Source organism: Streptomyces sp. Alt3, from assembly GCF_030719215.1.
Classification (GTDB): Bacteria; Actinomycetota; Actinomycetes; order Streptomycetales; family Streptomycetaceae; genus Streptomyces; species Streptomyces glycanivorans.
Genome location: NZ_CP120983.1, coordinates 6,349,466 through 6,362,638, shown reverse-complemented (window position 1 = coordinate 6,362,638; position 13,173 = coordinate 6,349,466). Strand labels below are relative to the sequence as shown.

Genomic DNA, 13,173 nt, shown 5'->3' with positions numbered 1-13,173 from the left:
TGGGGTGGCGCAGAAGTGAACGGCGGCGCTCATACGGGAGGCGAACTCCGCAGGTCGCCCGCACTGTGGAAAGGGCAGAAGTGCGGCCTTGCGACGGGGGTAGGCTCGACAATGCCCGGTGCGGTAACCAGTCACCGGTTTACGAACAGTGGAGAGGAGCCCTGACTCAGGGTGAGCACCAAGCCGACCACCACAGACCTCCAGTGGACCGAATTGGACCAGCGGGCCGTGGACACCGTCCGCGTCCTGGCCGCGGACGCCGTACAGAAAGTCGGAAACGGCCACCCGGGTACGGCGATGAGCCTCGCTCCTGCCGCGTACACCCTCTTCCAGAAGGTGATGCGTCACGACCCGGCGGACGCGGACTGGACCGGACGCGACCGTTTCGTACTGTCCGCGGGCCACTCCAGCCTGACGCTGTACATCCAGCTCTACCTGGCCGGGTACGGCCTGGAGCTGGACGACCTCAAGGCGTTCCGCACCTGGGGTTCCAGGACGCCGGGCCACCCGGAGTACGGCCACACCACCGGTGTCGAGACGACGACCGGCCCGCTGGGCCAGGGCGTCGCCAACGCCGTGGGCATGGCGATGGCCTCCCGCTACGAGCGCGGTCTCTTCGACCCGCAGGCCGCCGCGGGCACCTCCCCGTTCGACCACACCATCTGGGTCATCGCCGGTGACGGCTGCCTCCAGGAGGGCATCTCGGCCGAGGCGTCCTCGCTGGCCGGCCACCAGAAGCTCGGCAACCTGGTGCTGCTGTGGGACGACAACCACATCTCGATCGAGGGCGACACGGAGACCGCGGTCTCCGAGGACACCCTGAAGCGTTACGAGTCCTACGGCTGGCACGTCCAGCGCGTCGACCAGCTGCCCAGCGGCGACCTCGACCCCGAGGGCCTCCACCGCGCGCTGCTGGCCGCGAAGGCCGAGACCGAGCGCCCGTCGTTCATCGCGGCCCGCTCGATCATCGCCTGGCCCGCCCCGAACGCCCAGAACACCGAGGCCGCGCACGGCTCGGCGCTCGGCGACGACGAGATCGCCGCCACCAAGCGGGTTCTCGGCTTCGACCCGGAGAAGACCTTCGAGGTCTCCGACGAGGTCATCTCCCACACCCGTGAGGCGCTGGACCGCGGCCGCGAGGCCAAGGCCGAGTGGGAGAAGGGCTTCGCCGCCTGGCGCACCGCCAACCCGGAGCGCGCGGCCGACTTCGACCGCATCGCCGCGGGCGAGCTGCCCGCGGGCTGGGAGGACGAGCTCCCCGTCTTCGAGGCCGGCCACGGTGTCGCCACGCGTGCCGCGTCCGGCAAGGTCCTCCAGGCGCTCGGCGGTGTCATCCCCGAGCTGTGGGGCGGCTCCGCCGACCTCGCGGGCTCGAACAACACCACGATCGACAAGACGTCGTCGTTCCTCCCGGCCGGCAACCCGCTGCCCGAGGCCGACCCGTACGGCCGGACGATCCACTTCGGCATCCGCGAGCACTCCATGGCCGCGGCCATGAACGGCATCGCGCTGCACGGCAACACCCGCATCTACGGCGGCACCTTCCTGGTGTTCTCCGACTACATGCGCAACGCCGTCCGCCTGTCCGCGCTGATGCACCTCCCGGTGACGTACGTGTGGACGCACGACTCCGTGGGCCTCGGCGAGGACGGCCCGACGCACCAGCCGGTCGAGCACCTGGCCTCGCTGCGGGCGATCCCGGGTCTCAACGTCGTCCGCCCGGCGGACGCCAACGAGACGACCATCGCCTGGCGCGAGATCCTCAAGCGCGGCAAGAAGGACTTCGGGAAGAGCGCCCCGCACGGTCTGGCGCTGTCCCGCCAGGGCCTGCCCACCTACGCGGCGAACGAGAACGCCGCCAAGGGCGGCTACGTGCTCTTCGACGCCGACGGCGGCGAGGCCCAGGCCGTTCTGATCGCCACGGGTTCCGAGGTCCAGCTGGCAGTCGAGGCGCGTGACGAGCTCCAGGCGGCCGGTGTGCCGACCCGTGTGGTCTCGATGCCGTGTGTCGAGTGGTTCGAGGAGCAGGACCAGGCGTACAAGGACAGCGTGCTGCCGCCGTCCGTCAAGGCCCGGGTCGCCGTCGAGGCGGGCATCGGTCTCACCTGGTACCGGTACGTGGGCGACGCCGGCCGGATCGTCTCGCTGGAGCACTTCGGTGCGTCGGCGGACGCCAAGGTGCTCTTCCGCGAGTTCGGCTTCACCGCCGCGCACGTGGCGGAGGCCGCCCGGGAATCTATCGCCGCCGCCGCGCGCTGACCCGGTCATACGACTAGTAGGAGATGCAATTCTCATGACAGACGCACTCAAGCGCCTCTCCGACGAGGGCGTGGCGATCTGGCTGGACGACCTGTCGCGTAAGCGGATCACGTCCGGCAACCTGGCCGAGCTGATCGACCAGAGCCACGTCGTGGGTGTCACGACCAACCCCTCGATCTTCCAGAAGGCGATCTCGCAGGGCGACGGCTACGACCAGCAGCTCACGGACCTCGCCGCCCGGAAGGTCACCGTCGAGGAAGCCATCCGCATGATCACGACGGCGGACGTCCGTGACGCCGCCGACATCCTGCGCCCCGTCTTCGACGCCACCGGCGGACAGGACGGCCGGGTCTCCATCGAGGTCGACCCGCGCCTGGCCCACAACACCCTGGCGACGGTGGCCGAGGCCAAGCAGCTGGCGTGGCTGGTGGACCGGCCGAACACGCTCATCAAGATCCCGGCGACCAAGGCCGGCCTGCCGGCGATCACCGAGGTCATCGGCAAGGGAATCAGCGTCAACGTCACGCTGATCTTCTCGCTGGAGCGTTACCGCGAGGTCATGGACGCCTACCTGGCGGGCCTGGAGAAGGCGAAGGCCGCGGGCCTGGACCTCTCCAAGATCCACTCCGTGGCGTCCTTCTTCGTGTCCCGCGTGGACACCGAGATCGACAAGCGCCTCGACGCGGTCGGCGGCGACGAGGCGAAGGCCGCGAAGGGCAAGTCCGCCCTCGCCAACGCCCGTCTGGCCTACGAGGCGTACGAGGAGGTCTTCTCGAGCGACCGCTGGGCCGCCCTGGACAAGGCGCAGGCCAACAAGCAGCGCCCGCTGTGGGCCTCCACCGGCGTGAAGGACCCGTCCCTCAAGGACACCCTGTACGTCGACGACCTGGTCGCGCCGAACACGGTCAACACCATGCCGGAGGCGACGCTGGACGCCGTGGCCGACCATGGGGAGATCACCGGCAACACCGTTGCCGGCCGTTACGACCAGGCGCGTGCCGACCTCGACGCGATCAAGAAGCTCGGGGTCAGCTACGACGACGTCGTCCAGCTGCTGGAGGACGAGGGCGTCGACAAGTTCGAGGCCGCCTGGATCGACCTGCTCAACTCGACCGAGGCCGAGCTCAAGCGCCTCGCTCCTTCGGAGGGCTGACCACCTTGTCTGGTGTTCCCGGAGCCAACCCGCTCCGTGACGCACAGGACCGACGGCTCCCGCGCATCGCGGGGCCGTCGGGCCTGGTGATCTTTGGCGTCACGGGCGATTTGTCCCGTAAAAAGCTGATGCCCGCTGTCTACGACCTGGCCAATCGCGGCCTGCTGCCGCCGGGCTTCTCGCTCATCGGCTTCGCGCGCCGCGACTGGGAGGACGAGGACTTCGCCCAGGTCGTCCACGACGCCGTGAAAGAGCATTCCCGCACCCCGTTCCGCGAAGAGGTCTGGCAGCAGCTCAGCCAGGGGATGCGCTTCGTCCAGGGCACCTTCGACGACGACGACGCGTTCGAGACCCTCAGGTCCACGATCGAGGAACTCGACAAGGCGCAGGGCACGGGCGGCAACTTCGCCTTCTACCTCTCCGTGCCGCCGAAGTTCTTCCCCAAGGTCGTCCAGCAGCTCAAGAAGCACGGGCTGGCCGACCAGAAGGAAGGCAGCTGGCGACGGGCCGTCATCGAGAAGCCGTTCGGGCACGACCTGGGGAGCGCGCAGGAGCTGAACCAGCTCGTGCACGACGTGTTCCCGCCGAACGAGGTCTTCCGCATCGACCACTACCTCGGCAAGGAGACGGTCCAGAACATCCTGGCCCTCCGTTTCGCCAACACCATGTGGGAGCCGATCTGGAACAGGTCGTACGTCGACCACGTCCAGATCACGATGGCCGAGGACATCGGCATCGGCGGCCGGGCCGGTTACTACGACGGCATCGGCGCCGCCCGTGACGTCATCCAGAACCACCTGCTCCAGCTGCTGGCGCTGACGGCGATGGAGGAGCCCGGCTCCTTCCACCCGAAGGCCCTGGTGGCGGAGAAGCTGAAGGTGCTCACGGCCGTGGAGCTGCCCGAGGACCTCGGCAGCCACACGGTGCGCGGGCAGTACACGCACGCGTGGCAGGGCGGTCAGGAGGTGCCCGGCTACCTCGAGGAGGACGGCATCGACCCCAAGTCGAAGACGGACACCTTCGCCGCGATCAAGCTGACGATCAACAACCGCCGCTGGGCCGGGGTGCCGTTCTACCTGCGTACCGGAAAGCGGCTCGGCCGCCGGGTCACGGAGATCGCGGTCGTCTTCAAGCGGGCCCCGTACCTGCCGTTCGAGTCAGGCGCGACGGAGGAGCTGGGCGGGAACGCCCTGGTCATCCGGGTGCAGCCGGACGAGGGGGTCACCGTCAGGTTCGGCTCCAAGGTCCCCGGCACGTCCATGGAGGTGCGGGACGTCACGATGGACTTCGCCTACGGCGAGTCCTTCACGGAGTCCAGCCCCGAGGCGTACGAGCGGCTCATCCTCGATGTACTGCTCGGCGACGCCAACCTCTTCCCGCGCCACCAGGAGGTCGAGCTCTCCTGGAACATCCTCGACCCGATCGAGGAGTACTGGGACAAGCACGGCAAGCCCGCCCGGTACGCGGCCGGCACCTGGGGTCCGGCCGAGGCGGACGACATGCTCGCACGCGACGGACGGAGCTGGCGCCGGCCATGAAGATCGATCTCACGGAAACCACGTCCAGCAAGATCAACCAGGCCCTCATCTCGGCCCGCCGTGACATCGGCTCCCCCGCCGTCGGCATGGTGCTCACCCTCGTCATCGTCACGGACGAGGAGAACGCGTACGACGCCCTCAAGGCGGCGAACGACTCCTCGCGCGAGCACCCCTCGCGGATCATCGTGGTGATCAAGAGGGTCAGCCGTTCGCCGCGTGCGCGCCGCGACGCCCGGCTCGACGCCGAGATCCGGGTCGGCTCCGACGCCGGCTCGGGCGAGACCGTCGTCCTGCGTCTGCACGGCGAGCTGGCCAACCACGCCCAGTCCGTCGTCCTGCCGCTGCTGCTGCCGGACGCCCCGGTGGTGGCGTGGTGGCCCGAGGACGCCCCTGCGGATCCGGCCAAGGACCCGCTGGGAGCACTCGCCCAGCGCCGCATCACCGACACCTACTCCGCCGAGCACCCGCTCGACGAGCTGTCGGTGCGTGCGGCGACGTACCGGCCCGGGGACACCGACCTGGCCTGGACGCGCATCACACCGTGGCGCTCCATGCTGGCGGCGGCGCTCGACCAGCAGCCCGCCCAGGTCATCTCGGCGACGGTCGAGGGCGAGTCCGACAACCCGAGCTGCGAACTGCTCGCGATGTGGCTCGCGGACCGGCTCGGCGTCCCGGTCGAGCGGACCCTCTCAGGGGGTCCGGGTCTGACGGCGGTGCGGCTGGAGACCAAGAACGGCGTGATCGTCCTGGACCGTCCCGACGGTTCCCTGGCGACGCTCTGCATGGCCGGCCAGCCGGACCGTGCGGTCGCGCTGAAGCGGCGGGAGACCGCCGAGCTCCTCGCGGAGGAGCTGCGCCGGCTGGACCCGGACAACATCTACGAGTCCACGGTGAAGTTCGGTGTGGAGCGTCTCGGCGGTCCCACGGAGGCCTCGTCCGTCGGTTCGGGGCAGAAGCGGCAGGAGCCCACAGGCGCCGCCGCCCCGGCCGCGAAGAAGGCGGCGGCCAAGAAGGCGGCGTCGAAGTGAGTGCTCCGCAGCTCGTCGTGCACCGCGACAAGGAGCTGATGGCCCAGGCCGCGGCGGCCAGGCTGATCACGAAGATCGTGGACGCCCAGACCGCCCGCGGTTCCGCCTCGGTGGTCCTCACCGGGGGGCGCAACGGCAACGGTCTGCTGGCCGCGCTGGCCGACTCACCGGCCCGGGACGCGATCGACTGGTCGCGGCTCGACCTGTGGTGGGGCGACGAGCGGTTCCTGCCCGAGGGGGATCCGGAACGCAATGTCACGCAGGCCCGTGAGGCCCTGCTGGACAAGGTGGATCTGGACCCCTCCCGGATCCACGCGATGCCCGCGTCCGACGGACCGTACGGCGGGGACGCCGACTCCGCCGCCGCGGGTTACGCGGCGGAACTCGCCGCCGCGGCGGGTCCGGAGGACCACGGGCCCGTCCCGACGTTCGACGTGCTGATGCTGGGCGTCGGCCCGGACACCCATGTCGCGTCGCTCTTCCCGGAGCTGCCCGCGGTGCGGGAGACCGAGCGCACCGTGGTCGGTGTGCACGGCGCTCCCAAGCCGCCGCCCACCCGTGTCTCGCTCACCCTGCCCGCCATCCGGGCGGCGCGTGAGGTGTGGCTGCTGGCCGCGGGTGAGGACAAGGCCGAGGCGGCGGAGATCGCGCTGTCCGGGGCCGGGGAGATCCAGGCCCCGGCGGCCGGGGCCTACGGCCGCAGCCGCACGCTGTGGCTGCTGGACGCCGCGGCGGCCTCGAAGCTGCCGCGCGCGCTGTATCCGCCCGCGTCGGCGTAGTACGTCGTGGAAGGTCCGGCCCCGCTCGATCGAGCGGGGCCGGACCTTTTCCCTGAGCGCCCCCGTGCGGGAGCACTCCGCCCGGGGTCAGAGCACGATCTGGTCCGTTCCCTGCTCCAGCTTCGTGACGGCGGCCCGGCAGGCGCCGGTGAAACGGTCGAATACCTCGGTCGTGCTGCCGGCCCGGCCCGCACGGGTGTTGACCGTGAACATGGCGGCGCGCAGCTCCGTGGTGAGCTCCAGCTGACCGCCCTTGGCGAGCATGGTGCGGTTGCACGGGTTGTCGGTGTTGACCCCTGCCAGGTCGGGCACCTCGTTGCCGTCCCGCCAGGCGATGCCGGCGGCGTCGAACTCGGCCTTGAGCAGGGTCTTGAAGCGGGTGTTCAGTCCCCCGACGACCACGGCCTGCGGGACGGTGCCCGCCTGCGCCGCCGTACAGCCGTGCAGGCTGAGGACGTTGAGGCTGCTCGCCGACATGGAGAGGGCGACGTGGTCGTCGCAGTTCTTGGCGGTGACGTGCAGGTCGCGGTTGCCCGAGGAGCGCAGTCCCTCGAACATCCAGTAGTCGAACACCCCGTGGCCGTCCGCGAGGGGGTCGAGCGTGGCCGGGTGGTAGCCGGCTATGGCGAGGCAGAGTTCGGAGGTGCCGGTCTCGATGCCGCCGCCGTGCATGGCCATGACGGTGGTCCGGTTGTACGGGTATCTCTGAGGGAGCGAGTGGTCGGCGTACTCGTGTCTGCGGTAGCGGCGGGAGAACTCGACGCCCTCCTGACCGGCGAGCTTCGTGTAGAGGTCCGTGTTGGAGGTGTAGATGTCCAGATCACCGGTGGCGTGGGCGGGGCTCGCGGTGAGCGTGCCGAGCAGCGGGCCGCTGACGGCGGCGGTGGCGAGGGCGGTGAGGACCGTACGACGGCTGGCGGGATTCATGATCAGCATCGTTGCCGACCCCGGCCCCGCTGAGAAGAAGGCCTCCTGTGCCGTGCGTCACCGGCCGGGGTCTCCTGTGCGCTCCAGGAAGGGCTCCAGCAGCCCCGGGACGGCCTCGGAGGCGAAGGCGAGGCCCTCGGAGGCATCGGTGTCGTGCGCCGTGTAGGCACCGCCTCCGGCGGCCGTCGTGGCGGTGATGCTCAGCAGCCCGGCCCGCCGCTGGAAGAGCGACTGCCTCACCGTCCAGCCGATGACACCGGTCCGCTGCAGCGCCGCGGTGGAACGCCGGACGGTGCCGGAGCGGGTCACCAGGTAGTGGCCGCTGAGTGTGTGCCCCAGTGACCGGTACGCGTCGAGGGCCAGGGCCACGGCGAGCGGCACACCGACGGCAGCGCAGCCGAGCGCGGTCCACAGCAGCACGGGCGTCAGCAGGGCACCCAGGAGCACCTGCACCAGGACGGGCACCAGCACCACGGTCAGGGCGCGGCGCAGCCGCCGGCCCGGGCGGCGCGGGGGTGGGCGGTCAGGGGTGCCCCGGTCGGGGAGCCGGGCTCGCGCAGCACCTCGGCGGCGATGGCCTCGGCCAGCGGGCGGGGCGCGACCGGCAGGAGGGTGTCGTGGTCGGCGCCGTGCGCCTCCTCGTCCTTGGCCAGACCCGTCGTGATCGCGTCCAGCCGGGCGGCGCCCGTCAGCCGTACGCCCAGCGGCTCCACCAGGTCCACCCCGCGCAGCCGGCGCTCCTCGACGGACAGGGAGCGCGAGGTCAGCAGTCCGCGAGTGACCCGCAGGGTGCCGCCCGGTTCACGCTCCAGGCGGTAGTTCCACCACATCTCGGTCCAGAGCCCGAGAGCCCCTACGACACCGGCGACCAGGGCCGCGGCGACCAGGATCAGGATCGCCTGGACCAGCGGGGTGTCCCGGAAGCGGTCGGCGATCCAGTCGATCACCTCGGCCTGCACTCCCGCCCACTCGCTGATCTGCATCACGCCGCCGGCCGCGGCTCCGCCCAGCATGGGCGCGACGAAGGAGACGGGCGCGTAGCGGATCCAGCGGATGTCGAGGGTGGCCAGTGCGCCCTCGCGGTGCGAGCCGGCGGCCGGGCCGGTGACACGGTCGAGGAGTTCGCGGCGCAGCCGCTCACCCTCGGCCCTGCCGACGGGGTCGAGTTCCAGGGTGGACTCGCCACCGGTGTGCTCGCCGGTGCCGATGCGGACCGAGACCAGCCCCAGGATCCGCAGCAGCGGGTGGGCGGTGAGGTCGACGCTGCGGATCCGCTCGCGGGCCAGGGAACGGCGCTTCACCAGGAACAGCCCGGTGTGGAGATCGACGCGCTCGGTACCGACCCGGTAGCGGGTGCGCCGCCACCGCACGTGGTCGCCGGCCGCCGCGCAGCCGATCAGCAGCACGGCTCCCGCCACGGCCCAGCCGACGGCCCTCGCGTATCCGAGGCGGCCGGCCAGGGCGACGGTCACCGGCACGGCGGCGCCGAGCGCGACTCCGGTCGTGACCAGCGCGGTGACCAGCACCGTACGCGGATGGACGCGCCGCCAGCCGGGGCCGCTGTCGGCCGCCGTGCTCACGTCGCGTCCCCGGGGGTGTGCCGGGTGATGAGGGTCAGCCGCTCCGCGAGTTCGGCGGCCACCTCGTGGGTCAGCCCCTCGATCCGTACGGCGCCCTTGGCGGACGCCGTGGTGACGGTGACCGTGGCCAGCCCGAAGAGCTGTTCCAGGGGACCCCGCACGGTGTCCACGGTCTGGATGCGTGACATCGGCGCGATCCGCCATTCCCGCAGGAAGACCCCGGTGCTCACGTAGACCGCTTCGTCGGTGACCTCCCAGCGGTGGGTGCGGAACCACCAGAGGGGGAGGAGGACGGCGCACGACAGGCCCGCCGCGGCAAGTACCGCGGCGGGCACCAGCAGCCAGAACCTGGCCGGTGCGATGAGCGCGCCCAGGACGCCCAGGACCGCCACCGGGGCCGCGGTCAGCAGCAGCCACCGGGCCCGCCACCAGCCGACGGCCCGGGGAGCGGGCGTGTTGCGCGGCGGCCTGAGACGTATCTTCCCCTCCCCCGTGGACACGGCTCAGCGACCCCGCAGCGAGCGGTAGGTCGACACGAGCGCGGCGGTCGAACTGTCCAGCTGTTCGCCGCCGGTGCCCTGGGTCAGGACCGGCTCGATCTTCCTGGCGAGGACCTTGCCCAGCTCGACGCCCCACTGGTCGAAGGAGTCGATGTTCCAGACGGCACCCTGGACGAAGACCTTGTGCTCGTACAGCGCGATCAGCTGGCCGAGCACCGACGGGGTGAGCCGCTCGGCGAGGATCGTGGTCGTCGGGTGGTTGCCGCGGAACGTCTTGTGGGGGACGAGCTCCTCGGCGACGCCCTCCGCACGCACCTCGTCGGGCGTCTTGCCGAAGGCCAGCGCCTGCGTCTGGGCGAAGAAGTTGGCCATCAGCAGGTCGTGCTGGGCGATCAGCCCGGGCAGCAGGTCGTGGACCGGTGCGGCGAAGCCGATGAAGTCGGCGGGGATGACCTTCGTGCCCTGGTGGATCAGCTGGTAGTAGGCGTGCTGCCCGTTGGTGCCGGGGGTGCCCCAGACGACCGGTCCGGTCTGCCACTCGACCGGGTTGCCGTCCCTGTCCACGGACTTGCCGTTGGACTCCATGTCCAGCTGCTGCAGATACGCGGTGAACTTGGACAGGTAGTGGCTGTACGGCAGTACCGCGTGGGACTGCGCGTCGAAGAACGCGCCGTACCAGACACCCAGCAGGCCGAGCAGCAGCGGGACGTTCTCCTCGGCGGGCGCGGTGCGGAAGTGCTCGTCGACGAGGTGGAAGCCGTCGAGCATCTCGCGGAACCGGTCCGGACCGATGGCGATCATCAGCGAGAGGCCGATCGCCGAGTCGTAGGAGTAGCGGCCGCCGACCCAGTCCCAGAACTCGAACATGTTGGCCGTGTCGATGCCGAAGTCCGTGACCTTCTCGGCGTTGGTCGAGAGCGCCACGAAGTGCTTGGCGACGGCTTCCTGACCGACCTTCAGCTCGGTGAGGAGCCAGTCGCGGGCGGAGGTGGCGTTGGTGATGGTCTCGATGGTGGTGAAGGTCTTCGACGCGACGACGAACAGCGTCTCGGCCGGGTCCAGGTCGCGAACGGCCTCGTGGAGGTCGGCGCCGTCGACGTTCGACACGAAGCGGACCGTGAGCGAGCGGTCCGTGAAGGAGCGCAGCACCTCGTAGGCCATGGCGGGGCCCAGGTCGGAACCACCGATGCCGATGTTCACGATGTTCTTGACCGGCTTGCCGGTGTGACCGGTCCACTCCCCGGCCCTGACCCGGTCTGCGAAGGACGCCATCTTGTCCAGCACGGCGTGCACGGCCGGCACGACGTTCTCGCCGTCGACCTCGATCACGGCGTCGCGCGGGGCGCGCAGCGCGGTGTGCAGGACGGCGCGGTCCTCCGTGGTGTTGATCTTCTCGCCGCGGAACATCGCGTCCCGCAGTCCGGCCACTCCGGTGGCGTCCGCGAGGCCACGCAGCAGACGGAGCGTCTCGTCGGTGACCAGGTGCTTGGAGTAGTCGATGTGGAGGTCGCCGACCCGGAGGGTGTACGCCGTCCCGCGGTCCGGCGCGTCGGCGAACAGCCGGCGCAGATGCGTGTCGCCGAACTCCTCACGGTGCTTGCCGAGAGCCGCCCACTCGGGCGTCTGGTTCAGCTTGGTTCGGCTTTGTGCGTTCATCCCGGAAATCGCCCACTTCTTCTCGTACCTGCAACCTTCCCCGCTGCCCCTCCAACCTAATTGATCTGGAGGGTACGGCGGGGCAACGGCGGGCTACGAGGGGGCATACGGATTCCGGCCGGTCACCCAGGGGGTGGCCGGCCGGTGGACAACTTCTAGATCTCGCCGCGGAGTTTCGCCAGGGCTTCGGCGAGGATCGCCTCACCGTCCGCGTCGCTGCGCCGCTCGCGTACGTACGCCAGGTGCGTCTTGTACGGCTCGGTGCGCGGCGGGGCCGGCGGGCTGTCCTGGTCCTGGCCGGCCGGGAAGCCGCAGCGCGGGCAGTCCCAGGTCTCCGGTACCTGCGCGTCATGGGCGAAGCTGGGCTGCGTCTCGTGCCCGTTCGAGCACCAGAAGGAGATGCGGAGGCGCGGCGCGGACTCGCCTCGCTCGGCCTCCCCCATCGGCCCCGCTCCGACCCGGCTTCCCCGGATCGCGTTGCCACTTGCCACGGTCGTAACTCCCTGCGTGATGGTGCTCGAAGATGCCCCAGTCTACGTAAGGCCCAACGCGCGTCCAGTGAAAGGAGTTACACCCTCACCGGGAATCGCGGACGACGGGTCAGCTGTCCAGCTTGATGAGCAGAGCAAGGACGACAATGCATGCGAACCAGGCCAGACCGACCACGACGGTGATGCGGTCGAGGTTCCGCTCGGCGACCGACGAGCCGCCCACGGACGACTGCATTCCACCGCCGAACATGTCGGAGAGGCCGCCGCCCTTTCCCTTGTGCATCAGCACCAGCAGCATCAGCAGCAGGCTGAAGACGATCAGGGCGATCTCGAACGCCAAAACCACGGCTGGTCCCTACTTTCCGGAATTCCTAGGACTGCATGTACGAACAGCGGGGGCCCGGGGGTACACCCCCCTCGGCCCCCGCAAGGGTACGACGGATCCGCTCCACCGCATACTCACCGGTCGCGGAGGCGGACGATCCTACTGGTCGCGGAAGCGGACGATCTTGACGAACTCGTCGGCGTCCAGCGCGGCGCCGCCGATCAGGGCACCGTCCACGTCGGGCTGCGCCATGATGGCCGCGACGTTGCCCGACTTCACCGAGCCGCCGTACTGGATGCGGACGGCGTCGGCGAGCTCCTGCGAGTACAGCTCGGCGAGCCTGCGGCGGATCGCGCCGCAGACCTCCTGGGCGTCCTCGGGGGTGGCGACCTCGCCGGTCCCGATGGCCCAGACCGGCTCGTAGGCGATCACGATGGACTCGGCCTGCTCGGCCGGGATGTCCTTCAGCGCGCCGTCGAGCTGCGCCAGGGTGTAGGACACCTGGTCGCCGGCCTTGCGGATGTCCAGGCCCTCGCCGACGCAGAGGATCGGGGTCAGGCCGTGCTTGTAGGCGGCCTTCACCTTGGCGTTGCAGATCTCGTCGTTCTCGCCGTGGTACTGGCGGCGCTCGCTGTGACCGACTGCGACGAAGGTGCACTTCAGCTTGGCGAGCATCGGGCCGGAGATCTCACCGGTGTACGCGCCGGAGTCCTGCGCGGAGAGGTCCTGGGCGCCGTACTTGATCTTCAGCTTGTCGCCGTCGACCAGCGTCTGCACGGAGCGCAGGTCGGTGAAGGGCGGCAGGACGGCGACCTCGACGGCGTCGTAGTCCTTGTCGGCCAGTGCGAAGGCGAGCTTCTGGACGTGCGCGATGGCCTCGAGGTGGTTGAGGTTCATCTTCCAGTTGCCCGCCATGAGCGGGGTGCGGGTGGTCATC

The 13,173-nt window shown here is 70.3% G+C and carries 11 protein-coding genes and 1 pseudogene; 5 read left to right on the top strand and 7 right to left on the bottom strand.

All coding sequences use genetic code 11. The features are described from left to right. Nucleotides 1-171 precede the first annotated feature (171 nt). The 5 genes from tkt to pgl are packed head-to-tail and all read left to right on the top strand — an operon-like array spanning nucleotide 172 to nucleotide 6,757. Nucleotides 172-2,259, top strand: a complete 2,088-nt coding sequence (tkt, locus tag P8A20_RS28035; protein WP_147962880.1) for a transketolase — start codon at nucleotides 172-174, stop codon at nucleotides 2,257-2,259. Between the two features lie 34 nt (nucleotides 2,260-2,293). Then, nucleotides 2,294-3,412, top strand: coding sequence for a transaldolase (gene tal / locus P8A20_RS28030; protein WP_147962881.1), 1,119 nt, complete (start codon nucleotides 2,294-2,296; stop codon nucleotides 3,410-3,412). A gap of 5 nt (nucleotides 3,413-3,417) precedes the next feature. Continuing rightward, complete coding sequence (zwf, locus tag P8A20_RS28025) at nucleotides 3,418-4,950, top strand: glucose-6-phosphate dehydrogenase (protein WP_147962882.1); 1,533 nt, start codon at nucleotides 3,418-3,420, stop codon at nucleotides 4,948-4,950. Further along, the gene (opcA, locus tag P8A20_RS28020) at nucleotides 4,947-5,978 is read left to right on the top strand and encodes a glucose-6-phosphate dehydrogenase assembly protein OpcA (RefSeq protein ID WP_147962883.1); all 1,032 of its coding nucleotides are present in this window, start codon (nucleotides 4,947-4,949) and stop codon (nucleotides 5,976-5,978) included. Before zwf ends, opcA begins: the two co-directional genes overlap by 4 nt. Then, entirely contained in the window at nucleotides 5,975-6,757 is a 783-nt protein-coding gene (gene pgl / locus P8A20_RS28015; RefSeq protein WP_306104452.1) for a 6-phosphogluconolactonase, read from the top strand. The genes opcA and pgl overlap by 4 nt, the downstream gene beginning before the upstream one ends. 87 nt (nucleotides 6,758-6,844) lie before the next feature. On the opposite strand, the gene P8A20_RS28010 is transcribed toward pgl, so the two are convergent. The 7 genes and pseudogenes from P8A20_RS28010 to tpiA form a co-directional block, all read right to left on the bottom strand. After that, entirely contained in the window at nucleotides 6,845-7,684 is an 840-nt protein-coding gene (locus P8A20_RS28010; protein ID WP_306104451.1) for a poly-gamma-glutamate hydrolase family protein, read from the bottom strand. Between the two features lie 57 nt (nucleotides 7,685-7,741). Then, a pseudogene (locus P8A20_RS28005) lies at nucleotides 7,742-9,264 on the bottom strand (PH domain-containing protein). Beyond that, nucleotides 9,261-9,764, bottom strand: coding sequence for a PH domain-containing protein (locus P8A20_RS28000; RefSeq protein ID WP_147962887.1), 504 nt, complete (start codon nucleotides 9,762-9,764; stop codon nucleotides 9,261-9,263). Before P8A20_RS28000 ends, P8A20_RS28005 begins: the two are co-directional and overlap by 4 nt. 3 nt (nucleotides 9,765-9,767) lie before the next feature. Beyond that, entirely contained in the window at nucleotides 9,768-11,420 is a 1,653-nt protein-coding gene (gene pgi / locus P8A20_RS27995) for a glucose-6-phosphate isomerase (RefSeq protein ID WP_306104450.1), read from the bottom strand. A 155-nt stretch (nucleotides 11,421-11,575) separates the two neighbouring features. Then, nucleotides 11,576-11,911 carry an RNA polymerase-binding protein RbpA gene (locus tag P8A20_RS27990; RefSeq protein ID WP_147962889.1) on the bottom strand — a complete coding sequence of 112 codons (336 nt, stop codon included), beginning with the start codon at nucleotides 11,909-11,911 and terminating at the stop codon, nucleotides 11,576-11,578. Nucleotides 11,912-12,020: 109 nt separating this feature from the next. After that, nucleotides 12,021-12,257, bottom strand: coding sequence for a preprotein translocase subunit SecG (gene secG / locus P8A20_RS27985; protein ID WP_014156893.1), 237 nt, complete (start codon nucleotides 12,255-12,257; stop codon nucleotides 12,021-12,023). Nucleotides 12,258-12,395: 138 nt separating this feature from the next. Then, entirely contained in the window at nucleotides 12,396-13,172 is a 777-nt protein-coding gene (gene tpiA / locus P8A20_RS27980) for a triose-phosphate isomerase (RefSeq protein ID WP_014156892.1), read from the bottom strand. Nucleotide 13,173: the final 1 nt, after the last annotated feature.